The organism is Tunturiibacter empetritectus (assembly GCF_014201375.1).
Classification (GTDB): Bacteria; Acidobacteriota; Terriglobia; order Terriglobales; family Acidobacteriaceae; genus Edaphobacter; species Edaphobacter lichenicola_D.
On record NZ_JACHDZ010000002.1, the window covers coordinates 150346 to 175947 of the forward strand.

The following is a 25602-nucleotide window of genomic DNA, read 5'->3' on the forward strand; positions in this document are numbered from 1 at the left end:
GTCGCGACTATCCCATAGTGCGCAGATCGTCGCATAATGTCTTGGCGCATTGTCGGACCGGGCATAGGAGTTGCGAATGAATCAGACAGCCTTCGAACGATACGTCGTCAACCTCTTCTTTGTCGCTCTCGAGCCGTTCGTTCGAGGCCAGCCTGGCTGGGAATATAGGCCCGTTGAATCGCTCATAAGTGGCCCCATCCTCTCCCAGTTCTACGAGATGACAGAACGCTTGTTCTCCAGGCTCATCAGCCTCAACATCCACAGGCCGTTGGGAGCCGACAAAGCCCATCAGCAGGCGTCTGAAATCCTCACCAAGAGGGATATCCAGACACCACGTTCGTTGGCCGAAGCTCTTGCAGGCGTCATCCTTTCCAACTCCCCGCGTCAGCAGCAGCAGCAGCAGCAACAACAGCAGCAGCAACAGCAACAACAGCAACAACAGCAACAGCAGCAACAGCAGCAACAACAACAGCAGCAACAGCAGTACGAGGACTTCACCTTCACCGGCCTCCTCCCCACGGACCAGTTCGAGTTGGACGCCGTCGGCGCTTTCGGCGCGGGGCTGGATCTGCGCCCTCCAGCAGCCCCCGCACCGTCACGGTCTGCCGCACCGCCACCCCCGCCTGCTCCTGTCAAGCTCCCCGACAACTGCACCGCCGTTCGGATCTTCTATGCGACCGATCGCGAACGCACAAAAGATAAGCTCCTGGGATTCAACTTCACCGCGAAACGCTCGTCTGACGAGAATCTGCGCTATGGCCAATGCACGGTGAGTATTCCCGCCAGGCACAAGCTTGGCGAGCTGGAATCTCCTTCCTTCTTCCGATTCGAGTTCCGGCCCAACCCCGAAAAACATATCGTCCTGCAGGAGATCACCAGCCTCGAGGAAGATGCGTTCTTCGACCGCGTCAAGCAACGAGTCGACAGTTCGCCGGCCAAGGACGCCTTCGTCTTCGTCCATGGTTACAACGTCGACTTCGAGACCGCAGCTCGCCGTGCCGGTCAGTTCGCCTTCGATCTCAACTTCATCGGAGCTCCCATCCTCTATAGCTGGCCCTCCAACGGCACCGTCGAGGACTATGCGAGCGATTCCGCAAACGTTGGCTGGACGGCCAGTCATCTGGAACGGTTCCTGCGTCTTCTTGAGGCTCGCAGCGGCGCACAGAAGATTCACCTCATCGCCCACAGCATGGGCAATCGCGCAGTATGCGACGCCCTCAAGGCGCTAAGCTACGACCGCACTGCGCAACCCCATCCCCTGCTGCACCATCTCGTGCTGGCCGCGCCCGATATCGATGCAGAGACCTTCCGTCAACTCGCATCCGCCCTGCACCAGGTCTCCGATCACATCACCCTCTACGCCTCTTCCAAAGACAAAGCACTCGCGGCCTCGGCCAAGCTGCACAAGTACCCAAGAGCAGGAGGCGTCCCCGTACTCGTCCTCCCGGATGTCGAGAGCATCGACGCATCCGCCGTCGCAAGTGACTTCCTGGCGCACTCCTACTTTGCCGGAACCTACCCGCTTCTCTCCGACATCTACGAGCTCCTGTCTGACGACAAGCCCGCATCGAAGAGATTCGCTCTCCGATCCACAACCGGCACCGACGGCGTCTATTACATGTTCAAGCCATAACCGATCAACCAGAACACGGTCGATCGAAGTTGTTTGCGTGTCGTTAAAAATGAATCGCCGAGGTAGACCACGAGGCGCCCTCGCAGGCGTCTCCGATACTACGAAACATGCCTATCTGGAAGCCGTGTCGCTTCCGATAGCAGCCGGTAGCGGCGCACCTTGCAGTGTTACGAACCTCTGAGGTTCACAACAGGCTTGCCCCAACCGCACAAGGTCAGCTTGCATGTTCCGGTCTGTCTCGAATGATTTGAACGTCGCGTCGAGAATTGAGGCTGCTCTCGCGTCCTCAGGCCGCTCGATACGGTAATGCATCCACTTGCCATCGCGACGGGCCTCAACGATTCCCGCACGTCGTAGATACGCTAGATGACGAGATATCTTAGGCTGCCCCAGCTTCAAAATCTCCACAAAGTAGCAGACGCACACCTCACGTCCATCCATCAGATTCAACAAGCGTAATCGCGTCGGGTCTGCGAGAGCCGCGAATAAAGCAACCAAGTCGAATTTCACCGTCCGTCTCATCTGTAAAGTATACGCCTTGACAGATATGTTCATTGCGTTATACATTCGTTTTGGCGCATACGAGGACGCCGACAATGGCAACCCAAACCGATATCAGCGACAAATACGGCGCAATCGCTAGAAGCGTCACAGACTCCGGACTAACCGCCTGTTGCGATCCTGCCATGCGATGCTGCGACCCAATTACCAAAAATTTATACGGCGATCTTGAGAGAGACGGTCTACCAGAGAAGGCTTTACTCGCCTCTTTGGGATGCGGCAATCCTACGGCGCTCACGGAGCTCAAGCCGGGCGAGATCGTGCTTGATTTAGGCTCTGGCGGCGGTATTGATGTGTTGCTGTCTGCGAAGCGCGTAGGGCCAACCGGTAAGGCCTACGGCCTCGATATGACCGATGACATGCTGTCCCTTGCGCGAGAGAATCAGCGTAAGGCGGGAGCAATCAACGTGGAGTTTCTGAAGGGCGAGATTGAAAACATCCCTCTGCCCGACAACTCAGTCGATGTCATCATCTCGAATTGCGTCATCAACCTCTCCGCCGATAAATCCCGCGTCCTCAGGGAAGCCTTTCGGGTACTCCGTCCTGGCGGTCGCTTCGCCGTCTCTGACGTTGTAGTGCGCGGCGAGGTGCCGGATGCCGTTCGCAAAAGCATGTTGCTTTGGGTGGGCTGCATCGCCGGAGCTTTGGAGGAGTCTGACTATCAGGCTAAGCTACGAGCCGCCGGATTTGAGTCTATAGACCTTGAGCCAACCCGCGTGTATGACATCGAAGACGCCCGCGTGTTTCTCACGGAGGCTGGGATTTCGGTTGACGAGATTGCGCCTCAAGTCGAAGGCAAATTCCTAAGCGCGTTCATTCGCGCTACCAAGCCCGCGGCGCCTTGCTGTGCGCCGGGATGCTGCACACCCGGCGCCATCCCCGGGAGAGTCTGACATGACCTCTCCCACTGCTAACCACTACAACGTTCTATTCCTTTGCACTGGCAACTCCGCCCGCTCCATTATGGCTGAGGCAATTTTGAAGCATAGAGGCAAAGGCATATTCACCGCCTACAGTGCGGGCAGTCATCCATTCGGTACAGTCCGGCCCGAAGCACTACAACAGATCGAAGCTTCTGGACTTTCCACCGAAGGACTGCGGAGCAAGTCGTGGGACGAGTTTTCAGCGCCCGACGCCCCACACATAAATTTCATCTTCACCGTCTGTGACGACGCGGCCAACGAAGTCTGCCCTCTCTGGCCGGGGCATCCCATCACGGCTCACTGGGGTATCCCCGATCCCGCAGCAGTGCAGGGTACGCCCAAAGAGAAGGCCCGCGCCTTCTGCGACGCCTTCACCGTCTTAGACCGTCGAATCAGCCTCTTCCTATCCCTCCCCCTCTCCCGCCTGGAGAGCCTTGCAATTCAGAGAGAACTCGACAACATCGGCAAACAATGAAGCCCACACTCTTACGAAAGATCGTTGCAGAGTTCATCGGAACGCTCATGCTACTTGCAGCCGTTGTCGGCTCTGGGATCATGGGAGAAAGGTTGGCCGCGGGCAACGTCGCTCTCGCTCTCCTGGCCAACACCATCGCGACCGGCGCTGCGTTGGTAGCAATCATCCTTGCATTCGGGTCCACTTCTGGGGCACACCTCAATCCAGCCGTAACGCTTGCCGACGCGTGGCAGGGCGGTCTCGCATGGCGCGAAACTCCGGCTTATATTGCAGCACAGATAGCCGGAGCATTTGCCGGGGTTGCAACCGCTCATCGTATGTTCGGGCTCGCTCTATTCACTGCTTCGACGCACGTCCGCACCGGCCCCGCTCAGCTCTTTAGTGAATTCATCGCTACCTTCGGTCTGCTCTCTGTCATCTGGGGATGCGCCAAACATCGGCCATCCGCCGTTCCTTTCGCGGTGGGTGCCTATATCACCGCCGCCTATTGGTTTACCGCATCTACTTCCTTTGCCAACCCAGCCGTGACCGTTGCCCGATCCGTGACCAACACGTTTGCCGGGATCAGACCAGCCGATACAGCCGGATTTGTCGCCGCCCAGTTGTCCGGGGCAGCCGTGGCAACTTTGCTCTTCCGTTGGCTCATCCCTTCACTGAGAACTGAGGCTTCAGCCGTTATGGTGGAGCATGACATTCAGTGACGGCTGAGCGTCAGAGTTAAAAACTTGTCAAGCCCCATAATCGCGAAAACCCACGCCAATCCACCAGATTCGCGTGGCGTATGAGTTATGGTCAAACCTCTATACTAGATACAGATCAAGAAGCCCCCTGCGAACTCCGGGGCTTTATTGTTTTAAAAGGAGAGAACTAACCCGTAACCCCTTTGTTTGCTCGAATCTGCAGGCAAGTCCTTTGGAATCTGGTCTTTGCAGCTAACGACAGCCCGTAAACCGTTAATAATAAATAGCTTATGCGCGTGTAAGGGGGGGGGACTCACGGAATCAGTACCTGTACTGCTCCACCTGCCGCAGCAGCTCCAGCTTCCGCTCCGGCGGAAGAAAGCTGGCCTCCACCGCATTGGCCGCCAACTCCCGCATCTGCTCCAGCGAAAACTCGAACCGGCTCTGCACAAGCACATACTCCTCCAGCAGATTGCTCCCAAACATCGGAGGATCATCGGAGTTGATCGTCACCATCAGCCCTGTCTCGAAGTAGTGCTTCACCGGATGCTCGTCGAAACTCTTGCAACAGCCCGTTCGGATGTTGCTGGTCACATTCAGCTCCAGCGGAATCTGTCGCTCCGCCAGCACCTCGAGCAGCTCCGCATCATGTTGAGCGGACAAGGCATGACCCACCCGCTCCGCCCCGATGTTGATCGCCGCCCAGATGCTCTCCGGCCCGATCGTCTCACCTGCATGAGCCGTCAGCCGCAACCCGGCCGTCTTGGCCTCCGCATACGACTCCTTGAACAGATCCGCACTCCCCCGCGCCTCATCCCCGCCGATCCCGATCCCAACGATGCTCGGATACAGTCTCCGCAACTCGGCCGCCTTGCGAAACACCTTCACCGCCTCCTCCGCCCCGAAGTGCCGCACCGCATCGATCAGCCAGTAGACAGTAGTCCTAAAGTCCTTCTCGCCCCGAACCCGCCCCCGCTCGATCGCCTCGACGTAGGGTTCCACCTCAGCGTTCTTCCAGTAGTAGATAATCCCGAACGAGATATACACCTCGGCATGAACCACCCCCTGTGCCGCCAGGTCCCGAACCATGTTGTAAGTAATCAACTCATAGTCGTCCGGCCCCACCAGACGAGCCGAAACCGCCTTGAACGAGTCCATGAATCCAAGAAAATTCTCATAGACATAGAGCTTCTTCGCCGCCTCGCTCGTCAGCGGCTCCGCATCATGCCGCTTGCTCAACTCCAGCAGCGTATCGAGTTGAATTGTTCCTTCGAGATGCAGATGCAGCTCAACCTTCGGCAGCTTTCGCAGCCAATCAACCACATCGATCTCAGCGTCTTGTCTAGTCTGTTTTCGCGCCATCTATCTATCTTAGACTTCTTGGACCTACTTCTTCGCCCAACTCGTTGCACAGACTTGCCTAAACCTTCGGGGCGTAAAACTCACTCCGCTTTCGGCTGTAGAAGAAGTAGATCAACAAACCAATTCCAAGCCACACGAAGAAGCGCATCCACGTGATAATCGGCAGTCCCATCATCAGCAGCACACAGAAGAACACCGAAAGCATCGGAATCACAGGCCCAAAAGGAACCCGGAACCTGCGCCGTCGCTCCGGCTCGCGATACCGCAGAATGATTACGCCAATCGAGACCAGAGCGAACGCGAAGAGCGTCCCAATGTTCGACAGATCCGTCAAGGTACCGATATCAAATAACCCAGCAGGAACGCCGACCACGATTCCAGCCACCCAGGTTGCAACCGCAGGCGTCCGGAACTTGGGATGTACCTTCCCGAAGAACGCAGGCAGAAGCCTATCCCGCGACATGGCGAACCAAACCCGCGACTGCCCCAGCTGGAACACCAGGATCGAGGAGATCATGCCCATCATCGCACCCAGCAGAACCGCAAGCCTCACCCAGTGCAAACTGTGTCCGCCCGGCTGCAACGACAGCTTCTTGAGCGCATTCACCACCGGAGCAGCATCATCGACCATGCTCTGCCATGGCACCAGCCCAGTCAGAATCGTCGCCACACCGATGTACAGGATCGTGCACACAACCAGCGTCGCGATGATCCCGATCGGAACGTCTTTCTGGGGGTTCCTGCACTCTTCTGCCGCGGTCGATACCGAATCGAACCCGATATAGGTGAAGAAGATGATCGAGCCGCCCGTCAGCACACCCGACCAGCCGTTCGGCGAGTAAGGATGATAGAGCGCAGGTTTGATGAAGTGCGCGCCAGCGAAGATGAACAGCAGAATCGCGGCGAGCTTCAGCAGCACCATGATGTTGTTGGTTCGCGCCGACTCCCGAATCCCACGCACCAACACCACAGTGAGCAACATAACCACCAGAAAGGCTGGCCAATCGAAGCCGAAGTGCCATCCCGGGAGATAGAGATCATGTCCCTGAAGGTCCTGTAGTCCGCCGGGAAGAAATGCAGGCGAGATCCACCGCAGGGCAGGATGGAATCCGAACCAGTCGAGCAGATCCACCATATGAGCTGCGAAGCCCACCGAAACAGCCATATTGCTGCCGGCATACTCCAGGATCAAGTCCCACCCGATGATCCAGGCAACGAGCTCCCCCAGCGTCGCATAGGTATAGGTGTACGCTGACCCCGCAATAGGAATCATCGAAGCCAGCTCTGCATAGCAAAGTCCCGTCAGACCGCAGACGATCGCAACCAGCACCAGCGAGATCGCGAGCGCTGGCCCCGCTCCTGGTCGTCCCGCCAGTGCCGAGTGGTGAATCAGATAGTCCAGTACAGGGGCACGCAGGATCGAAGTAGTGTCGAACTTCTCGCCCGCAATTGCGGTTCCTACGACCGTAAATATGCCTGAACCAATCACCGCGCCAATACCCAGCGCAGTCAGCGAGACAGGGCCCAGCGTTTTCTTCAGCGCGTGCTCCGGCCTCTCCGATTCTGAGATCAGCTTGTCGATCGACTTGGTTGCAAAGATTTGCCTGGCCAGCGCGCTCGCTCCTGCTTGCAGATGAATTGGTGCGGGGCGTTTCCGACTGCACAATGCGATTTAGAAGACTTCAATCTAGGCCGGGGTCAGGGCGCAATACCATTCGAGTGACCCCGGCAGGGGGGCTACCGCTTGCTTTGACCGCGAGCTGCCTTCTTAACCGTTTGCTTGTTCTCGCCACGAGCACCGGTGCGCGGACCCTTCGCTGGTGCGGCTTTGCGTGCTGCGCGTTTTACTTTCTTGCGCTCCTGTGTGTCGGTGATGCTCTTGGTGTTTGCCATGTATCTTTGCCAATCTTTCTTATAGACGCGATTTTTCGAAACTTTAGAGGCGCTCCAGCTGGGCAAACTTCTCCACCAGCTTCTTTACGCCGTGCTGTTGGAATTGTACTGTAATCTTCGCATCATCCCCATCGCCTTCGCGACGAAACACCGTGCCTTCCCCATACTTAGGATGCCTGACCCGCGAACCCTGCTTTAGCCCAGTCTTCCCAGTCTGCTCCTGAACTTCAGGTTTCGGGCGCGAAATCTTCTGTCCCCGTGCGGCGAAGAAGCTGGCAATGTTATCCATTGATTGCCCCGGCGGCGCGGTTTTAGCGGTGTATCCGGAGCGACGGTTCACACTGGAAAGCCCAGAAGGCCGTGCCGGAGCTCGCTCACCGCTTTGATCTTCGTCTTCATAGCTATAGTGCTGATCGCCCTGCTCGGTACTGGGACGGCCGAACCTGTTTGCCTTGGGATAGGGCGTAGCGTACGCCCCACCGTAACCCGAACCATAATCCGATCCAGAAAACTGCGGTGGCGCAGGCGGGCTTCCCAAATCTTCCACAAGTCGGCTTGGAACCTCTTCCAGAAATCGCGAAGCGATACTCGATTCCGGCATATCGCTTCCGTATCGCCGTCGATATCTGGCGCGAGTCATTATCAGCGTATCCATCGCCCTTGTCATTCCGACGTAGCAAAGGCGGCGCTCTTCCTCTAGCCCGGTTGGATCGGTCAGCGTCCGAGAGTGAGGAAACAGACCCTCCTCCATTCCACTCAAAAAGACCAGCGGAAACTCCAAACCTTTGGCAGCATGCAACGTCATAAGCGTTACCCTGGCCTCTTCGCTGTAACTATCTGCATCGCTGACCAGCGCGGCGTGATCCAGAAATTCATGCAGTGTTTCACCACGCTCCTGTGCGTCCTGTGCTGCGTTGGCAAGTTCCTTCAGGTTTTCGATCCGCGAGAAAGACTCGGGTGTAGCCTCCTCCTCCAGTGCTCGAATGTATCCACTCCGGTCGTTCAGAAACTTGATAAGCTCGGGCAGCGTGGCGGCATCCCCGGGTTTGCGAAACGCCGGTTTCTCGTCAGCCATCTTGATTTCAGCGGCTCGTTCCATTGTCGCCGCGGACTTCTTGAGTACCACCGGTGCAAACGGATTGAAACTCGCTGAATCAATACCGTGCGCAGCATCAGAGTCTAAAGAGTTTTCAGCTGCGATCGTGGAGAACTCTTCGCTCGGACCAAAGTCGAAGCCGAAGTTAAAACTCGTGTCGAACGAAGTATTCGCGCCCTTGTCGTCAGATTCTGGATCTCCAAACCTGAACGAAACATCGGCTTCAGCTTCTTCGGTCGCATCGGAGAGCAGAGAAGCACCGCTATCGTGCGCGAGATCTTCCGTTAGCTTCTCTGCAAATCCCGGTCCCAGCATTGCCCGCGCGTCCTCAATCAGCCGTCGGAAGCTGCCCAGAGCCTGCAAGCCACGCGCAGGTAGTAGCTTATCTTCAATGGCGCGTCCTATCGCGTCCCAAGTGCTGATACCGCTTGACAGAGCCATCCGCTCCAGCGTCTCCATCGTTGTTTTGCCAATTCCGCGAGGCGGCGAGTTCACCACCCGTCCCAGCGCGACCGAGTCATGCACATTCTGCACCAGCTTCAGGTAGCTCAGAATGTCTTTCACCTCAGCGCGGTCATAAAAGCTGAATCCGCCCACCATGTGGTACTGAATCTGGTACCGGCGCAGAGCTTCTTCAACGAGCCGGGACTGAGAGTTGGTTCGGTATAGTACGGCGCATCTCGGCAGATCTACCTGTCCCCCAGCCTCGCGCAGATACCGCTGAATTCGATCGGCAATAAACAGCGCCTCGTTCTCGCCATCGGGAGCTTCGTAGTAGCCGATCAGACTTCCACCCTCTCGCGTGGTGAACAGATTCTTGCCCTTCCGCTGCGTATTCTGCGCAACAACCGCTCCCGCACCTTCCAGGATTACCTGCGTTGAACGGTAGTTCTGCTCGAGCCGGATCGTCTTTGTCTCGGGAAAGTCCTTCTCAAACTCCAATATGTTTTTAATATCTGCGCCACGCCAGCTATAGATCGACTGATCCTCGTCTCCCACCACGCAGACGTTGGCGTCCGGTCCGGCCAGCAGCTTCATCAACTCATATTGAGGTCGGTTCGTGTCCTGGTACTCGTCGATTAAAAGATATTTGTAGCGTCGGTTGTATCTTTCTCTAGTTTCCTCAGACGACTTCAGCAGGCGGACAGTTTCCAGGAGTAGATCGTCGAAGTCCAGTGCATTCGCTTTAAATAGCTCCTTCTTATAAATCTCAAAGATGTGAGCAATTTTCTCCTCCATCGGGTTAGTGCTCGCAAGAAAATATTCCTGCGGGTCAATCATGTGGTTCTTCGCCCAAGAGATTCGCCCAAGCGCAACACGCGGCTTCAGAGTCTTGTCGTCAATGGCAAGCCGCTTCAGTGCCTGCTTCACTACCGCCTGTTGATCGGTCTCGTCGTAGATGGCGAAGGTCTTTGTCAACCCAACGCCTCCTACGCGGAGCGCCTCAATATCTCGCCGGAGCACGCGGACACAAAAGCTATGGAATGTGGCCAGCATTGGTTTAGCCAGACTGCTGTGCCCTAGGATCCTATCCACTCTCTCGGCCATTTCCTTGGCGGCCTTGTTCGTAAAGGTCACAGCGAGAATCGCGTCGGCCGGTACACCCCGCTCCTGAATCAGATAGGCAATGCGATGTGTAATGACGCGCGTCTTACCAGATCCAGCTCCTGCCAGCAGCAACACCGGCCCATCCACCGATCGGATGCCTTCCTGCTGTTGCGGATTCATATTCTCTAAAAGTCGACTCAACTGCACACGCTCCAATACCTATTTTAAGCTCTCAGGGCTGGCTCGTTTTGCAACCGCCAGAACGCTATCGAATGTCCATTCTGTTGTTCATTTGCGAACAGCTTGTCCACTCTTGGACATTGGTCGAATCAAATTAAGACTAGATGGTTAATTCGAAAACCAAATTGATTTTTCGGGGAACTAGCATCGTCTAACTTGCGTAACTCAATTCACGACGGGCTCCCTGATCCATGGCAGAGAACTTCAGTCGAAATCTTGAAGTAATGGAGCGTAGTATGAAACGTCACAATCTCTTGACCGTCGCAGTTGTCGCTACCTCTCTTGTTGCAGTTCCGGCCATATATGCGACTCCCACAAGCATCTCATCTCCTGTTTATGCAATGTTCGGCAAAACAAAGACCAATACGGTCAAACTGAATCTTCGCAATGACACCGGCGCTTCTCTGCAAGTCCTGGTAGGGGATAAGCCTATGACGCTTGAGCCCGGCAAACTAGTTAACCTCGATGTTCCAGTGGGAACACGCATCGTCGCCAATAGTGCCACACCAAACCACGCGGTAGGATCTCTCATCGAAGAGGTCATTAAAGATCATAACGGTGCCACGATCGCAATTCGTTAGCCAGGAGACGATATCAGCTAAATGACTCCAAAGGCCGATCGCTACTATCAAGTCCGGTCGGCCTGCAATTCTTTCCCCATTTGATTGATCAACTCAGACTTTCTATGTGACGCGCTTGATATCCTCAGCAGTATGATTCGCAATGTCGCCGTCTTTTGTGCTTCCACCAATGGTTTTCATTCTGCCTACCGAGCCGCCGCCGAGGATCTCGGGCTTGCCCTTGCTGCTCGCAATATTGGCGTAATTTATGGAGGCGCAAACGTCGGCCTGATGGAGGCCGTTGCCGAGGCTGCCCTATCCGCTGACGGCAAAGTTATAGGTGTTATTCCGGAGGTACTCGTCGATCTCGAAGTGGCCCATCGCGGTATCACCGAGCTTCACATCACCAGCACCATGCACACCCGTAAGGCGCTGATTGGAGAAAAGGCCGACGCGTTCATCGCGCTACCGGGCGGATTCGGTACCCTCGAGGAACTCTTCGAAGTCCTCGCCTGGCACACCCTCAAGCTCCACGCGAAACCTATCCTCTTGCTCAATACGCACGGCTTCTACGACAAACTCCTTACCTTTCTTGATCACTGCGTAACCGAGGGGATGCTGAAGCCGAAGAACCGCCAACTCCTTCTCGTCGCAGATACTGTTGAAGAGGCGCTTACCATGTTGAAGTTAGACCACCAGAGAGCGTCTGCAGACAAACTCGACTGAGTCTCGACAGGCTACGGAACCAACGACATCGTTCGTACAGTTTTCAATCTATCCGCAATTCCATCCCACAGGGCAAGCCTTGCTCTCAGGGCGATCTCTGCGGCTTCGCCGGCCTCACCCCACTTCGCGTTGTCATTCCCGCAGAGCTCGGCGATCATTCGCAGTGCCATCGGCCCATGTTCTTCGCTATCCACCTCGATATGTCGCTCCATATACCAGCGCATCAGTTCAAGCGTTCCATAGCCGCTCGTTTTGGTCGCGAATGAAACCGCGGAACATATCCGGAATCAGGTCTTCACGACCGAACGTAAACGCTGCCGCTGTGGCGTGCAGCTTGCCACCGTCAATGATCAAGAATGTGTTTCGCACAAACCGCTGCGCGGCCTCGGGAGCGCCGCTAAGCGCCAGTGCTGGTTCCCAGGGCGAACCATCGCGTAGCCTGGCTATCAGGGCTTCAATTGCTGTTGTCGATGCCCCGCATTCCCTCACGGCCCTCAAATATAGTTCGAAGTGGCTCACGGTCTCCGTTCCGTACACGTCGCTTTCTTCGCCAGGCACGATCTCATTCATCAGTCGGCGGCTCGCGGCAAATTTGCTCGGCACCCATGGTACTTCTACACAGGTGAGTTCGCACTGTAGAGTCTTTAGTAGTGACATAAAATCCTAAATAGCAAATACGTGTAACTCCATAAAGACATGAAGGTCTTCTACGGTCTCGAACGATCCATATAACGTGTGGCTCGCCAAGCGGTCATACAAGGGACGCAACCGCTCTGCCAGAATCTGTAACTGCTCTGTCTGTTTCAAAAGAATCATTGACCTCGCTACAGCCCTTGCTTTGCCATACAGCTTTCACAATGGCACATCCGGCGCAGATATTCCCAGGAGTAGATTCCACTTTCGTGGCCATCATTCCACTTGAACTTCAGCGCATATTTGCCAATCGGCGTCACCTCCAGCGGTTTCACCGGAGCCTCATACATCTTCAGCAGAGCCTTGTCTTTGGCTTTCGCCTCCCCCGGTAACCTGCCTGTCTTCTCCCGATCTTCGTGGCATGTGGCGCACGGACAAGCATTCCGCAACCATGCGAAGCTCCACGCGCTTCGGTGCCCGTCCTGCCATTCGATCTCAACGCCGGTCCCCTCGGTCTTCTTCACCCGCACTTTTCTCGGAGTCACCGAGCTCGTGGGCATCTGCTCGTGCTCCGTGTCTTCCCGGCGCGCCTGCTCTGTGCTGACAATACGAATTCCTTCATGACTCATAGCGCACGCTCCTTATGCCGTAGTCACCGAATGACATCTTCAAAACTCTCCACTCTGACACGCTGGTTAGCCATTTCTCCAGAAGAAATAAGCAGCCATCATGCATCCTGTAATCACAACGATCGTTCGCAGTACATTCGCATTCATACGCCGAGCATATTGTGCTCCAACATACCCGCCAACGCCGGCAAATATCATTGAGATCAGGCAATAACGCCATATGACTGCGCCACTCACTACAAACGTAACCACGGCGCAAAAGTTGGACAAACACGCCGCAAGCACCTTCAGTGAGTTCAACGCGTTCATCTCCTCTACTCCAAATAACGCCAGCGCGCTCATGATCAAAAAGCCAGCACCGGCTCCAAAGTAGCCAATGTAAAAGCATACCGGCAGCAGCACAAAAAACAGCGGCTTCACCGCAGGGGATCTCTTGATATGAGGCTCAGACGACCGCTTCCGCAGCCACTGTGAAACCGGGCCACTAATTCCAAACAAGAGAGAAGCGACCAGCAGCAGCCACGGAACCATATGCAGAAACGTGATTTGCCGGGTATTCAGCAGTACCGCAGCTCCGCTTACTCCTCCTAGAACTGAAGCCGCACAGACAACCGGCAAGAGTTCCCGGGTTAGGTCTCCTCGTAACGCAGCAACCGAGGTCAGCTGTCCCGGCCATAGCGCGACGGTATTCGTCGCATTTGCCTGAATAGGGGCTACCCCAATGGAGAGCATAGCCGGAAAGGATACGAACGATCCTCCACCAGCCATAGCATTCATCACGCCAGCGACAAGAGATGCTGTGACCAGCCAAACGTAATGCCAATGCGAACTAAGATTCGAGATCATCCATCTTCCATTGTATCGACTGGCAGTTGGCTGTTAATCCTGAGCCTTAACCTCTTAGGGGTTACATTGTCGCTGGCATCTCCGGAGTCGCCGCAATCAAGCGGCGGGTATATTCTTCTCGTGGCGTATCGCAAACCTGTTCGCACTCCCCCAACTCCACCAACCGTCCGCGTTGCATCACTGCGACCCTGTCGCACAAGTACCGCACCAGCGGCATAGAATGCGAGATAAACAGATACGTCAGCCCATATTTTCTCTGTAACTCGCGTAGCAAATTCACAACCTGCGCGCCTACGCGTACATCAAGTGCGCTCACTGGCTCATCCAACACCACGAACTCGGGCCTGAGCGCCAACGCGCGGGCAATATTAATTCTTTGTCGTTGCCCACCGCTGAATTCATGAGGAAATCGCTCCAACGCCGACTCATCCAAACCAACCGTCCGCAACATCTCGTTCAGCCGGGAGGCCAGACCGGCCGATGGTCTCTCCCCGTGGATTTCAAACGGCTCGGTCAGAATCTGTTTCACCCGCATCCTCGGATTCAACGCCGCGTAGGGGTCTTGAAATACGATCTGCATGCGTCGTCGCATGCCTCGCATCTCGTGCGAAGTCATGGACAGTAGGTCCCGACCTTTGTATCTTACTTCGCCTGCAGAAGGTTCTTCCAATCGAAGCAAAAGACGCGCAACAGTGCTCTTCCCTGATCCAGATTCGCCGACCAATCCCAACGTCTGTCCCGGCCGAATCACGAACGAAACGTCGTCCACCACTCGGCGTCCTCTCACGAACTCTTTCGTTAGGCCTCGAGCCTGCACCAGCGCCGTCTCATTGATTGGCATAGCCGGATGGTAGCATCCGAAGTCGGGGCGCTCCGCACGGTTATGCGCTGATAGGTGCAAAACCCTACTGCGCGGAATGGTAGAAACAAAAAACGCACGAACAAGTGGACAAAGTGCGGAAGCTCTAATGGTGCGATGCGGCAAAAGCGTTCGTGTAGATGAACTGCGATCCGACAACCAGAAGCCACACCCAAAGAGCGAATCGCAGGGGTCTCTTGGGTATCCACCGCACGGCAACTGTTCCAAGAGCAACGCCCGCAAGGCCTCCAAGAATCAAGTGCTGAAGAAGAGTTGAGTTAGTCCCATGAAAGAAGCCATGGGCACCGCTACCGATGAGCGAGAGGAGAAAGCCAAAGACAATATCGGTTCCAACCACTTGCGCCGGTGTGAGAGAAGTCAGACTGAGCAGAGCCGCGGTGCCCAACGCTCCAGCTCCTGCAGAAGAAAAGCCCACCTCAACTCCAAGAGGCAGCATCAGAAAAGGGAGTAGGCGACTGCGATCCTTTGGCGGAGCTTCGGTTCTCGCCGGTCGAAAGGAGAAAAAAATCTGCCAGAGTGCCGTTAGAACCAGTACGCCCCCCAGAAGGCCGTTCAGCAGAAGTTGCGGTCCGTGAACGTCCAGGTGACGGAGCACAAGCGAGCCAATAAGAACCCCCGGCAAACCGCCGACCAGCATCAGGCTAAGAACACGCCATGAAACCTGCTTACGAGCGATCTGCGATGGCACCAGAACAAGTTTGACGGCAGCAGAAAACATGAGCCCCGTGGCCACAGCCATCGGCGCTGGAACTCCAAGAAACAAAATGAGCAGCGGTGTTGTGATCGTACCAGCACCGACGCCGGTCAAAGCGATGAAGACGGCGATAATAAATCCGATGGCGTATTCCATGAGTCTTCCTTTCGGCGACCGTATCGACGCGGCTCACCGGTTTGGAGCGGCCTGAATGTGAATGCCGCACTCGACCTTGCGGCCAGCCCAGCGACCAGACCGTGGGTCGTTGGGATCTGTAGGGATCGAGGTGCAGGGTTTGCAGCCGATGCTGGTGTAGCCGACGTCGTAGAGCGGCAGGAGAGGGATGTCGTAGAAAGCGCACACCTGCCAGATGTCCCGCGTAGTCCAGTCGGCGAAGGGGCTAAGCTTGCGAACGGTGATGCCGCCGGGCAGCGTGAAGTCTGTAATCTCTTCAAGCGCAGTGCGGCTACGCGCCTGTTCGCGGCGGAGACCCGTAAGCCAGATCTTGTAGTTGCCGACCGCAGAGAAAAGCGGCTCGACTTTGCGTAAGGCACAACAGCGGTCCGGTGCGGTCTGGTAGAGCAGTCCGTGCTCAAGCTCCTGTTCCGCCACTGTACGGGTTGGAAGAAGATTCGTAAGGTTCAGCTTCCAGTCGACTGCAATCCGGTCGCGGTAGGCATATGTTTCCGGGAAATGGTAGCCCGTGTCCAGAAAGAGGACCGGGATATCAGGCCACAGTTCGCGAACGAGATGGAGGAGAAGAACATCCTCGGCCTGAAAGCTGCAGGTAAGGCAAGCATCATTCTCGATAGGTGTTTCTGGCAACTCTCGAACGAGGAGTTCGCGGACGTGTGCGAGTTTGGCATCAGGCATGGGGGACTGGAGAGTAGTCATTATCGGTTTCCTCCCGCAATGACGGCTTGGGTCTCGAGAAAACGAAGGAGATCATCAACGTCGGATAGGACGGCCTGCCTTGAGCCGAAACGAACTGTCTTCTCCTCAGATGTATCGTGAGTCAAGACGAGGGCTCCTCCAGCGGTAAGCACGGCAATGGATTCCTCAGAGGGGAACTCAGGGCGAACGAGGAAAGCACCCCGAAGAAAGAGAGTTCGTTCCACCGCATCGGCGAAATGAAGTGGACCGAAGAGATGAATGTGCGCTCCAGAGTGGCCCCAACGCTCGCGTCGGTCAGCCTCTGTCACTACGTTTGTCGCCTTGGCAATCGTTTCAACGCCGACAGACCGGATCATTCCTGCAGCGACGGTCAGATTCGTTACAGAATCGATCAGAACGAAGCTTCCGGTGATGCGGTTTGTGGAGTAGCTGTCAACAGAGAGCGGCAGAACAGATTCAATTTTTACCAGGCCGATATCGTTAAACTTCAGTGTTTCGACTGCGTCTTGTTTCAGGGTTTCTACGTCAAGCCGATATCGAATATCAGTGATCTGAACCTGAACGGTCCTGCTGGTATGCTTCAGTAAGTAGCGGCGTGCAAGGTCGAGAGGCTTCTCATCCATCCAAACAAGGGAAGCAGTGAAGTTCCTTGTCGTGATCGCCGGAGATTCGGGAGCGACGATCAAGTCGCCTCTACTAATGTCAAGTTCATCTGTAAGAGTAAGGGTTACAGATTGGGGAGTCTGTGCCTGAGCAAGATCGCCATCGAAGGTAACGATACTGCGCACGCGGTTTATTCGGCGGGACGGGAGCACCATGATGGCATCCCCAGGGCGGATTGTTCCCGCCGCGATCTGTCCGGAAAATCCACGAAAGTCCTGGTTGGGGCGAAGGACACGCTGGACCGCGAAACGAAAAGGGTGGGCGACTCCGGCCTCCGCAGCGGGGACCGATTCAAGTAGTTCGAGCAGCGAAGGTCCTTCGTACCAAGGCATGGCAGCGGTTGGGCGAACGACATTGTCGCCGGTCAGCGCGCTGACTGGAACGAAGTAGAGGTGCGGCGGACGCATATCACCCAGTTCGTCAAAAAATGCGGTGAAGTCAGCACCGATCGCGCTAAATGCCTGCTTCTCATAGTTGACGAGATCCATCTTATTGACGGCGACGACGATGTGGCGAACGCCAAGGAGCGCGGTTATGCAGGCGTGGCGGCGAGACTGAGTGAGCACACCCTTTCGCGCATCGACAAGAACGATGGCAAGAGAAGCAGTTGAGGCGCCAGTAGCCATATTGCGGGTGTACTGCTCGTGGCCTGGCGTGTCGGCGATGATGAATTTGCGGTTGGCGGTGGAAAAATAACGATAGGCCACGTCGATGGTTATGCCCTGCTCGCGCTCGGCACGGAGCCCATCTGTCAGAAGAGCAAGATCGACGCTGTCCGCGCCCGTGGTGCCCTTGCCCGTAATCGAATGGACCTGATCTTCGTAGACGCTCTGCGTGTCGTAGAGTAATCGGCCGATGAGGGTCGACTTCCCATCATCGACTGAACCGGCAGTGGCGAAGCGGAGCAGATCACGGCCATGCTCATTCGCAAGAAAATTGGCGAGAGAAAACGTTGAGTCTTCTTTGAGCTGTGTGTCTACATCCAGCTTCGGAATGAATTCGCTGGTAGGCATTTAGAAATAACCCTCGTGCTTCTTAAGTTCCATTGACCCTTCCTGATCGTGATCGATCACACGATTCGCGCGCTCCGACGAACGGAAGGAAAGCAGTTCCTCGATAATCTTGGGCAGCGTATCGGCATCCGAGCGAATCGCTCCGGTGCACGGACTGCAGCCGAGAGAACGAAGCCTGGAGAGCACCATCTGCCGTTGCTCCCCAAGCCGGGCAACGAAGCTCTGTTCAACCGGAAGAAGCGCACCTTCGCGGACATACATCGGCCGTTCTTTTGCAAAGTAAAGATCGACGATGGGAATGTCTTCCTGCAGGATGTACTGCCAGACGTCCATCTCGGTCCAGTTCGAGAGCGGAAAGACACGGATCGACTCACCGGGGTGAATCCGCGAGTTGTAGAGGTTCCAGAGCTCAGGACGCTGGGCCTTCGGGTCCCATTGGCCAGCCTTGTCGCGAAATGAGTAGATGCGTTCCTTCGCGCGAGACTTCTCTTCATCGCGACGTGCACCACCAAACGCAGCATCAAAACCGTAATGATTAAGGCCATCGAGCAACGCCTGCGTTTTAAGCAGGCCACAGCATCGTTTGGTGTCGAGCGCTATCGGATTCGTGCCTGAAGCAATGGCAGGCTCGTTTCGCCAGACAAGAAGTTCAGCTTCAACTTCAGCTGCCATGCGATCGCGAAACTCGATCATCTCGCGGAATTTGAACCCAGTATCGATATGGAGGAGAGGAAACGGGATCGGAGCCGGAAAGAAGGCTTTTTGCGCAAGCCGCAGCATCACAGAGGAGTCTTTCCCGATCGAGTAGAGCATGACGGGGCGTTCAAACTCGGACGCAACCTCGCGAAGGATATGAATGCTCTCGGCTTCGAGAAGCTGCAGATGCGTAAGTGCCGTTGCGGCCAATGCCATGACAGACTCCAGAGGGAGTTTCGGATGCAACTTACCCAAAGCACAAAGCTCAGGAAAAGTGTCTGAAAAACAGTTTTTTAGAGTGGAGGACTAGCGCGTGAGTCGACACGCCTGCTCGACGTTAAAAGGGCAACAACAACGGAGCTGGCATGAGATGCGCATTTCTATCCCCAGAATAGCAAAGCGCAGAAGCAGAGGCAAGTCTTGGTGGTCGGTTCGGGAGTCTTGTCACTCAAAAAGCGAGCTGCGATCCGGCTGGATAAAAAAGTCTTGTGCTACTATTCGGTTTATGGCTCTGACCTTCCACTATGCCGTTACTGGCTGTCGTTGTTGTGAAGCAGGTCTGCGCCTCTCGCCGTCGCGAAACTAGTCTCCTTCAAAGCAAACTCACATCGATCAGTTGTCAGAGCGGGTCATCGTTCTTTCGAGAATTCAATGTATTCAAGAATTTCAAGGCAGTTCCGGCAGGCCAGCATCATAGTTTCCTCTCTGGAAACGATGCCAATCTGTTGTCGACGCTAGTCTTTCTACTCCTCGCAACTTTATAAAGCCATCCCTACCTGCATACGTGTCCTTCCCGAAGGCACTTGGAGATATCTTCATGTTCCGCCGATCAATTTTTCTCATAGCCCCATTTCTACTTGCAACGGTTTCCAGCGCCCAGATCGTAGGTGGAACGATCGGCGGTATTATCACGGATCCCTCAGGTGCAGTCGTTCCCGATGTCCAGATCACGATTCGTAATCAAGAGACAGGCGGGGAGCGCCACCTCATCTCCGACGCTGCCGGAGCATATGCTGCACCCTCGATTCCCGTTGGTGTTTATGCGATCTCGGTGGTGCGCGAGGGCTTCGCTCCGCAGACACGCGCCGGGATTTCTCTCACCGTAGGTCAAGCCACGCGCATCGATCTCACGCTGCATCCGGGTAATATCACAGAACAGATCACCGTTACGGATGTGCCCTCGTCTGTCAATCTTTCCACCCAGCAGATCTCCGGTCTCGTCAACGAGCGCCAAGTCAAAGATCTTCCGCTCAATGGCCGCTCTTACGATCAACTCATCACGCTGAATCCTGCGGCGGTGAACTACACAGCGCAGCGCAGCGGATCGGTTGGAACCTCCAACTCCTCCGTGGGCAGTATGTTTGCGATCTCTGGTCGACGCCCGCAGGACAATCTCTACCTGCTCAACGGCATCGAATACACCGGCGCATCGCTGATCAACATCACCCCGGGCGGCACCAGCGGTCAGCTTCTCGGTGTCGATGCGGTACGTGAGTTCAATGTCGTCAGTGACACATACTCTGCAAGTTATGGAAAGCGTCAGGGAGCCCAGATCTCCATCGTAACGGCCTCGGGCACCAATAACGTCCACGGTTCTGCGTACGAGTTTCTTCGTAACTCTTTCTTCGATGCACGCAATTATTTCGACCAGACCCACATTCCGAACTTTCAGCGCAATAACTATGGTGCCTCTCTCGGCGGCCCCATTCGCACCAATCGGCTTTTTCTCTTTGGCAACTACGAAGGCTATAGGCAGAACCTTGGGATCACCGACGTCACGCTCGTCCCTGATACTCAAGCTCGACAAGGCCTGCTTCCCGACCCGGCTAATCCCGGCGGAACTCGCAAAAATTATGGCGTTGCAAACGGAGTTAGACCTTTGCTTAACCTCTGGCCTGCACAAAACGGCCCAGAACTCCTCGATGCCAAGGGCCACCCGACCGGAATTGGTGAAGCTTTCTCGAATCCCACCCAGCACATCCGCGAGGACTTCGGCACCGCGCGTTTTGACGCCAACCTTACCTCGCGTGACCTCCTCTTTGCTGTCTACACTGCGGATGATTCCACCGCCAACACGCCTACGCAAAACCCCTTCTCGCTCATCAACGAATCGCTGCGAGAACAAGTCGTCAGCATCCAGGAGCAACACGTCTTCTCCGCGCACCTGTTAAACACCGCCCGCGTTGGCTACTCCCGCGCTAGCTTTTTCTTCCTCGGCAATATTCCCTCTTCCATCCAGACCGACACCCCTGGCTTCCTCGCGGGCAAGCCGACTGGAGCTATCGTGATCGCGGGTTCTACCGCCTCCAATGGCTCATCGCAGATCACCGGCGCCGGTGCCAACGTTGGATCGAACAATGCCACGGCGCGCAACCTCTATACCTTCGATGACCACGTCTTCTACTCACGCTCGCGTCACCAGATTGAGGTCGGCCTTTGGCTTCAGTCACTTCAGTCGAACGATAATCTCGCCCAGAACCAGTACGGCCAAGCCTCCTTCGCTTCACTCACTACATTCCTACAAGGAACTGTCAAGACCTTCACCGTTGTTCCCAATCCCACGCCTCTGAATTGGAGGAGCTTCATGAGCGCAGTTTATCTCGAAAATACCTGGCAACTTACGCCAGTGTTTGAGATTCGCGGCGGGATTCGCTTCGAATCCACCAATGGCTGGAACGAATCCCACGGTCGTGCCTCGCAATATGGCTTTACGAATGGCATCATCAATACCACTCCAACGACAGGAACCTCCGCCCTGTCGAACAATCGCGCGAAGATTCTCTCCGAACCGCGAGTCGGCATTGCATGGAACGTCTTCGGCAATGGCAAAACCTCGCTTCGCTCCAGTGTTGGCCTTCATCACTCTCTTCTCGACAATCTCGACTATCGCCTCGACCAGGCCGCGCCCTACAACACAACTCTCTCCTACTCCAACGTATCTATTGCAAGCCCGATAAGCGGCGCTCCAGGGCTCATCTCTCCTTCTAATATCCAACCCGATATCTCGACTCCGGCCGTAGTCTCTTACGCACTCAGCATCGAACAGCAGCTTGATCAAACGACCTCAATTACCGTTGGCTATGTAGGCTCTCATGGTTATCACCAGATCCTTTCGGAGGATCAAAACGAACCCGGTTCCATCATCTGCTCTCCGAACTCAAGCTGCCCTCTAGGTACTTCGACCGGAACGATCTACTATCCTACGACGGTCAAAGCGAACCCTCTGGTAGCCAACACCACGTCATGGACCTCCGGCGGCTCCAGCAACTACAACGCCCTCGAGGTTGACCTTCGCCGCAACCTGGCACACGGCTTGCAACTTCGAGCCAACTACACCTTCGCCAAAAATCTCGACGACGGCTCTGCCTGGAATACGAGCGTCTCGGCCAACACTCCGGCGTTTGTTTCTTATCCGGGGAATCCTTCGCTGGATTACGGCCCCGCGGCGACTGATATTCGCCACCTCGCTACCTTCAACGCGACATACGAGCTACCCGTTGGTCGTGGCCACTTTCTCTTATCCACTGTACCGCCGTTGATCAACCACGCGGTATCTGGATGGAGTCTCAGCACCATCGCAACACTCCAAACCGGATTTTCCTTCAGCCCTCAACTCGGCTATAACCCTACAGGATCAGGTGACACCCGAAACCCCGTCCGCCCCAACCTCAATCCCGACTTCCATGGGAGGCTTTACGCTAGCGGCAGCACCTCTACTCGCGTTGCGCAATTCTTCTCGCCTGCCGCCTTCTCCGCACCTGCATATGGCACCATCGGGAGCCTCGGCCGCGACACTCTTACTGGCCCAGGTTATGCAGACTGGGATCTCTCACTTCTAGAATCTACCGTGCTGACTGAGGCGACCAGACTCCAGTTTCGCGCCGAGTTCTTCAACGTTCTCAACCACACCAACCTACAAACACCCAACGAAGTCGTTTACACAAGTGGCCCTACTCAGGGCACAACCGCTAATCAGACTGCCGCCGCTGTTCAAAGCCCCACTGCCGGTGTCGTCACCGCAGCCTCCACCAGTCGTCAGATCCAACTCGCGCTCAAGCTCATCTTCTAGTGAAAAATCTTCGGAGATCCACAGAAGCATGGAGAAGTAAGATGGCAATGCGAAACTGTAGATGAGCGGTAGGTAGTAGCGGAACTCTTAGCGCACGATCTATAGATATACTTGCTCCGAAGGAATGAATCAGTCATTTCCTTCCTGTGGAAATGCAAAAAGTTTCTGCGAGAACCCAATTCACTCAGGCCGGAGCTCCTCGAAATGTTTATGCGCAACCGTCCCCTCTTCACATGCCACGCCATCGTAGTTGGCGCTCTCTTTCTGACGAGTCTTTCCAGTTCCGCACAGTTCGTTGGCACCGACCCGCAAGCTGTCGACAAGCGCGTCGACGATCTCCTTGCCAGGATGACGCTCGATGAAAAAATCGACCTCATCGGTGGCGACACCCCTTTTCGGACCCACTCCATTCCGCGACTGGATATCCCCTACTTCCAAATGGCGGACGGTCCTGTGGGCGCACACATCCCTGCGCCCACTATTGCGTATGCCGCAGGCATTGGTCTCGCGGCTTCGTGGGACAGGGCGCTCGCTCTTAGCGTCGGCCAGCAACTGGGTCGCGATTCACGCTCTCGTGGCGCGGCCTTTCTCCTCGGCCCAGGCGTAAATATCTATCGTGCGCCTATGAATGGTCGTAGCTTCGAATACTTCGGCGAGGATCCCTTTCTGGCCAGTGCGATCGCCGTTGGTTACATACAAGGCGTCCAGCAGGAAGGAGTTTCGGCGACCGTCAAGCACTACCTGGGTAACAACTCCGAGTATCTTCGCCACGATTCAGACTCGGTCATCGATGAACGAACACTTCGTGAGATCTACATGCCCGTCTTTGAGGCTGCCGTGAAGACGGCCAAGGTAGGCGCGATCATGGACTCCTACAACATTACCAATGGCGAGCACATGACGCAGAACGGGCGTCTCAATATCACCGTCGCAAAGGATCAGTGGCATTTTCCGGGGATCATTATGTCGGATTGGGTCTCAACCTACGACACCGCTGCTGCCGTCAAAGGCGGTCTTGATCTCGAGATGCCCTTTGGCGTCTACTTCTCCAAAGAAAAAATACTCCCACTACTGAAAGATGGCACCATCACTCAGGCTGAGATCGATGAGAAGGTGCGCCGAATCCTCCGTGTAGCAGTCGACTTCGGCTGGCTCGACCGACCACAGATGGACACCAGTATCCCTCGCTACAATCTCGAGGGCCGCGCGGCGTCTTTGCAGGCCGCGCTTGAAGGGGCAGTCCTGCTCAAGAATGACAACAACGCTCTCCCTCTTAACAAAGCCGTGCTCAAAACGATCGCAGTCATTGGACCCACGGCAACCCAGACCGTCACTACCGGCGGCGGCAGCGGCGAGGTAGTCAGCTTTGCCAACACCAATCTCCTGGTAGGCATCAGCAACTTCGTTGGCCCCCAGACAAAAGTTCTCTACGCTCGCGGCCTCCATAGCGTCAATCAGATGTCACGTTTGACGCGCTTCACAACCGATGCGCAGGGTACAACACCGGGAGTTACCCACATTACCTTCGCGAAAGCGAACCTCGAAGGAGAGATCACTGGAACCGTCACGGAGACGGCGATGCTGACCGCTGGTTCCACTCGCCGCGAACCTGAAGAGCAAGAGCTCAATGCGCTTACCTCCCACAAGAGCGCATCTCCCTATGTACGCACCACAACCAGCAGCCGTTGGACCGGTTATTACACCCCCGCCGAGGCAGGCAAGTTCGTGATCTTCGTCCAGACCGATGGGAAATATCGGCTTCTTGTGGACGACGCGATCGTCTTCGACAGCTCCGTAGTCCCCAAATACATCCTCAACCAAACAACTTTGGACCTCACCCAGGCTCCGCATAAGGTGGTTCTGGAGCAACTCTCCCAGCAGATCGGTTCCGTCTCCGGTATGCGAGTCGGCATTGCTCCTCTCAAGACGATCGTAGAGAAAGATTCCATAGAGATGGCTTCGCACGCCGACGCGGTCATCCTTGCCGTGGGTTTCAATGCATCCTCCGAGTCGGAAGGTGGAGACCGCACCTTCGAGCTTCCCGTCGGCCAGGAGCAGCTTATCCAGCAAATTACCGCCCTCGGCAAAAAGACAATCGTCTTCATCACCTCGGGTGGCAGCGTCGATATTTCAAACTGGAAAGATAAGGTTCAGGGAATCTTCGAGACCTGGTATGCAGGGGAGGAGGGTGGTACTGCAGCGGCTCGCCTCCTCTTCGGCGAAGATAATCCTTCCGGCCATTTGCCCATCAGCTGGGAAAAAAAGATCACGGATAATCCTAGCTATCGCAATTATTATCCGGACGCCGGCACCAACAAAATCGTCTATCGAGAGGGGATCTTTATGGGCTACCGCGGTTATGAGCACAATCACGTAGAGCCACAGTACGCGTTTGGATTTGGCCTCTCCTATACGACCTTCTCTTTCAGCAAGCTAAAGAGCACTGCGTCGGTCGATGGCCACATGACGGTAACGTGCGATGTCACAAATACGGGAAGTCGTTCAGGCGCAACTGTGGCCCAGCTTTATGTTGGTCAGGCTTCAGCCACGGTTGAGCGCCCGTCAAAGGAACTAAAAGGGTTCGAACGGATTGTTTTGCAACCCGGCGAGACAGGACACGTCTCGTTTGGCCTTGACCCTCGCAGCTTCAGTTACTTTGACGTCAAGTCTTCAAGCTGGCGGGCAGACGCTGGAGCATATGATCTAACGTTGGGCGATTCCTCACAAGACAGCCGGCAGAAGATTACAGTCAGACTTGAAAAGCCTTTGACATCATCCATCAGCGAGTAGCCGACTGATCAAGGTCGCATCAAAATTTACTGAGAAGAAAAGCTGCCTGCAATCGTTCGTCGTAATGGGGAACGGTTGCAGACGATGTAGTTGTAGTT

At 55.5% G+C, this 25602-nt stretch carries 21 protein-coding genes and 1 pseudogene; 8 read left to right on the top strand and 14 right to left on the bottom strand.

All coding sequences use genetic code 11. The features are described from left to right. Positions 1–76 precede the first annotated feature (76 nt). On the top strand, positions 77–1633 hold the full coding sequence (locus HDF10_RS06680; protein WP_183811829.1) for an alpha/beta hydrolase: 1557 nt from the start codon (positions 77–79) through the stop codon (positions 1631–1633). 111 nt (positions 1634–1744) lie between these two features. Here HDF10_RS06680 and HDF10_RS06685 read toward each other — a convergent pair whose 3' ends face one another. After that, positions 1745–2200 (bottom strand): ArsR/SmtB family transcription factor, encoded by a 456-nt coding sequence (locus tag HDF10_RS06685; protein ID WP_311732687.1) that lies wholly within the window; start codon positions 2198–2200, stop codon positions 1745–1747. Between the two features lie 29 nt (positions 2201–2229). Between HDF10_RS06685 and HDF10_RS06690 the strand changes: the two genes are divergently transcribed. From HDF10_RS06690 to HDF10_RS06700, 3 genes are read left to right on the top strand one after another with little or no spacing between them, the layout of a single operon-like run. Next, the gene (locus HDF10_RS06690) at positions 2230–3087 is read left to right on the top strand and encodes an arsenite methyltransferase (RefSeq protein ID WP_183811831.1); all 858 of its coding nucleotides are present in this window, start codon (positions 2230–2232) and stop codon (positions 3085–3087) included. Position 3088: 1 nt separating this feature from the next. Next, positions 3089–3592 carry an arsenate reductase ArsC gene (locus HDF10_RS06695; protein WP_183811833.1) on the top strand — a complete coding sequence of 168 codons (504 nt, stop codon included), beginning with the start codon at positions 3089–3091 and terminating at the stop codon, positions 3590–3592. Further along, positions 3589–4293: an MIP/aquaporin family protein gene (locus tag HDF10_RS06700; protein ID WP_183811835.1), complete on the top strand. Its 705-nt coding sequence runs from the start codon at positions 3589–3591 to the stop codon at positions 4291–4293. The genes HDF10_RS06695 and HDF10_RS06700 overlap by 4 nt, the downstream gene beginning before the upstream one ends. A 300-nt stretch (positions 4294–4593) precedes the next feature. Here HDF10_RS06700 and add read toward each other — a convergent pair whose 3' ends face one another. From add to HDF10_RS06720, 4 genes are all read right to left on the bottom strand, one after another. Beyond that, positions 4594–5634, bottom strand: a complete 1041-nt coding sequence (gene add / locus HDF10_RS06705) for an adenosine deaminase (RefSeq protein ID WP_183811837.1) — start codon at positions 5632–5634, stop codon at positions 4594–4596. 58 nt (positions 5635–5692) lie between these two features. Next, positions 5693–7300 carry an amino acid permease gene (locus HDF10_RS06710; protein WP_260177702.1) on the bottom strand — a complete coding sequence of 536 codons (1608 nt, stop codon included), beginning with the start codon at positions 7298–7300 and terminating at the stop codon, positions 5693–5695. A gap of 71 nt (positions 7301–7371) precedes the next feature. Then, positions 7372–7527: a hypothetical protein gene (locus HDF10_RS06715; protein ID WP_183811839.1), complete on the bottom strand. Its 156-nt coding sequence runs from the start codon at positions 7525–7527 to the stop codon at positions 7372–7374. Positions 7528–7570: 43 nt separating this feature from the next. Continuing rightward, the gene (locus HDF10_RS06720; protein ID WP_183812592.1) at positions 7571–10351 is read right to left on the bottom strand and encodes an ATP-dependent helicase; all 2781 of its coding nucleotides are present in this window, start codon (positions 10349–10351) and stop codon (positions 7571–7573) included. Between the two features lie 296 nt (positions 10352–10647). Here HDF10_RS06720 and HDF10_RS06725 point away from each other — a divergent pair, with 296 nt between their 5' ends. Next, positions 10648–10992, top strand: coding sequence for a hypothetical protein (locus tag HDF10_RS06725; protein WP_183811841.1), 345 nt, complete (start codon positions 10648–10650; stop codon positions 10990–10992). A gap of 132 nt (positions 10993–11124) precedes the next feature. After that, entirely contained in the window at positions 11125–11697 is a 573-nt protein-coding gene (locus tag HDF10_RS06730) for an LOG family protein (protein ID WP_183811843.1), read from the top strand. An 11-nt stretch (positions 11698–11708) separates the two neighbouring features. Here the strand turns inward: HDF10_RS06730 and HDF10_RS20870 are convergent, their stop codons facing one another. The 9 genes and pseudogenes from HDF10_RS20870 to cysD form a co-directional block, all read right to left on the bottom strand. Then, positions 11709–11921, bottom strand: coding sequence for a DUF3050 domain-containing protein (locus HDF10_RS20870; RefSeq protein WP_260177704.1), 213 nt, complete (start codon positions 11919–11921; stop codon positions 11709–11711). Positions 11922–11925: 4 nt separating this feature from the next. Continuing rightward, a pseudogene (locus tag HDF10_RS20875) lies at positions 11926–12513 on the bottom strand (DUF3050 domain-containing protein). An 8-nt stretch (positions 12514–12521) separates the two neighbouring features. Then, entirely contained in the window at positions 12522–12959 is a 438-nt protein-coding gene (locus HDF10_RS06740) for a gamma-butyrobetaine hydroxylase family protein (RefSeq protein WP_183811846.1), read from the bottom strand. A 66-nt stretch (positions 12960–13025) separates the two neighbouring features. Then, positions 13026–13805, bottom strand: coding sequence for a sulfite exporter TauE/SafE family protein (locus HDF10_RS06745; RefSeq protein ID WP_183811848.1), 780 nt, complete (start codon positions 13803–13805; stop codon positions 13026–13028). 61 nt (positions 13806–13866) lie between these two features. After that, positions 13867–14646, bottom strand: a complete 780-nt coding sequence (locus tag HDF10_RS06750) for an ATP-binding cassette domain-containing protein (RefSeq protein ID WP_183811850.1) — start codon at positions 14644–14646, stop codon at positions 13867–13869. 124 nt (positions 14647–14770) lie between these two features. Continuing rightward, positions 14771–15535, bottom strand: coding sequence for a sulfite exporter TauE/SafE family protein (locus HDF10_RS06755; RefSeq protein ID WP_183811852.1), 765 nt, complete (start codon positions 15533–15535; stop codon positions 14771–14773). Between the two features lie 33 nt (positions 15536–15568). Continuing rightward, positions 15569–16273 carry a phosphoadenylyl-sulfate reductase gene (locus tag HDF10_RS06760; protein ID WP_183811853.1) on the bottom strand — a complete coding sequence of 235 codons (705 nt, stop codon included), beginning with the start codon at positions 16271–16273 and terminating at the stop codon, positions 15569–15571. Further along, entirely contained in the window at positions 16273–17949 is a 1677-nt protein-coding gene (cysN, locus tag HDF10_RS06765) for a sulfate adenylyltransferase subunit CysN (protein WP_183811854.1), read from the bottom strand. The genes HDF10_RS06760 and cysN overlap by 1 nt, the downstream gene beginning before the upstream one ends. Further along, positions 17950–18861: a sulfate adenylyltransferase subunit CysD gene (gene cysD, locus HDF10_RS06770; protein WP_183811855.1), complete on the bottom strand. Its 912-nt coding sequence runs from the start codon at positions 18859–18861 to the stop codon at positions 17950–17952. Positions 18862–19462: 601 nt separating this feature from the next. On the opposite strand from cysD, the gene HDF10_RS06775 reads away from it, so the two are divergent. Both HDF10_RS06775 and HDF10_RS06780 read left to right on the top strand, forming a co-directional pair. Continuing rightward, positions 19463–22714 carry a TonB-dependent receptor gene (locus HDF10_RS06775; protein WP_183811856.1) on the top strand — a complete coding sequence of 1084 codons (3252 nt, stop codon included), beginning with the start codon at positions 19463–19465 and terminating at the stop codon, positions 22712–22714. Between the two features lie 210 nt (positions 22715–22924). Beyond that, on the top strand, positions 22925–25504 hold the full coding sequence (locus tag HDF10_RS06780) for a beta-glucosidase (RefSeq protein WP_183811857.1): 2580 nt from the start codon (positions 22925–22927) through the stop codon (positions 25502–25504). The last annotated feature ends 98 nt before the right edge of the window (positions 25505–25602 follow it).

What these genes read in the sequence shown, in the direction of transcription:
- HDF10_RS06680 (WP_183811829.1), top strand. Translation starts at nt 77, where the DNA reads ATGAATCAGACAGCCTTCGAACGATACGTCGTCAACCTCTTCTTTGTC.
- HDF10_RS06685 (WP_311732687.1), bottom strand. Translation starts at nt 2,200, where the DNA reads ATGTATAACGCAATGAACATATCTGTCAAGGCGTATACTTTACAGATG.
- HDF10_RS06690 (WP_183811831.1), top strand. Translation starts at nt 2,230, where the DNA reads ATGGCAACCCAAACCGATATCAGCGACAAATACGGCGCAATCGCTAGA.
- HDF10_RS06695 (WP_183811833.1), top strand. Translation starts at nt 3,089, where the DNA reads ATGACCTCTCCCACTGCTAACCACTACAACGTTCTATTCCTTTGCACT.
- HDF10_RS06700 (WP_183811835.1), top strand. Translation starts at nt 3,589, where the DNA reads ATGAAGCCCACACTCTTACGAAAGATCGTTGCAGAGTTCATCGGAACG.
- add (WP_183811837.1), bottom strand. Translation starts at nt 5,634, where the DNA reads ATGGCGCGAAAACAGACTAGACAAGACGCTGAGATCGATGTGGTTGAT.
- HDF10_RS06715 (WP_183811839.1), bottom strand. Translation starts at nt 7,527, where the DNA reads ATGGCAAACACCAAGAGCATCACCGACACACAGGAGCGCAAGAAAGTA.
- HDF10_RS06720 (WP_183812592.1), bottom strand. Translation starts at nt 10,351, where the DNA reads ATGAATCCGCAACAGCAGGAAGGCATCCGATCGGTGGATGGGCCGGTG.
- HDF10_RS06725 (WP_183811841.1), top strand. Translation starts at nt 10,648, where the DNA reads ATGAAACGTCACAATCTCTTGACCGTCGCAGTTGTCGCTACCTCTCTT.
- HDF10_RS06730 (WP_183811843.1), top strand. Translation starts at nt 11,125, where the DNA reads ATGATTCGCAATGTCGCCGTCTTTTGTGCTTCCACCAATGGTTTTCAT.
- HDF10_RS20870 (WP_260177704.1), bottom strand. Translation starts at nt 11,921, where the DNA reads ATGCGCTGGTATATGGAGCGACATATCGAGGTGGATAGCGAAGAACAT.
- HDF10_RS06740 (WP_183811846.1), bottom strand. Translation starts at nt 12,959, where the DNA reads ATGAGTCATGAAGGAATTCGTATTGTCAGCACAGAGCAGGCGCGCCGG.
- HDF10_RS06745 (WP_183811848.1), bottom strand. Translation starts at nt 13,805, where the DNA reads ATGATCTCGAATCTTAGTTCGCATTGGCATTACGTTTGGCTGGTCACA.
- HDF10_RS06750 (WP_183811850.1), bottom strand. Translation starts at nt 14,646, where the DNA reads ATGCCAATCAATGAGACGGCGCTGGTGCAGGCTCGAGGCCTAACGAAA.
- HDF10_RS06755 (WP_183811852.1), bottom strand. Translation starts at nt 15,535, where the DNA reads ATGGAATACGCCATCGGATTTATTATCGCCGTCTTCATCGCTTTGACC.
- HDF10_RS06760 (WP_183811853.1), bottom strand. Translation starts at nt 16,273, where the DNA reads ATGACTACTCTCCAGTCCCCCATGCCTGATGCCAAACTCGCACACGTC.
- cysN (WP_183811854.1), bottom strand. Translation starts at nt 17,949, where the DNA reads ATGCCTACCAGCGAATTCATTCCGAAGCTGGATGTAGACACACAGCTC.
- cysD (WP_183811855.1), bottom strand. Translation starts at nt 18,861, where the DNA reads ATGGCATTGGCCGCAACGGCACTTACGCATCTGCAGCTTCTCGAAGCC.
- HDF10_RS06775 (WP_183811856.1), top strand. Translation starts at nt 19,463, where the DNA reads ATGTTCCGCCGATCAATTTTTCTCATAGCCCCATTTCTACTTGCAACG.
- HDF10_RS06780 (WP_183811857.1), top strand. Translation starts at nt 22,925, where the DNA reads ATGCGCAACCGTCCCCTCTTCACATGCCACGCCATCGTAGTTGGCGCT.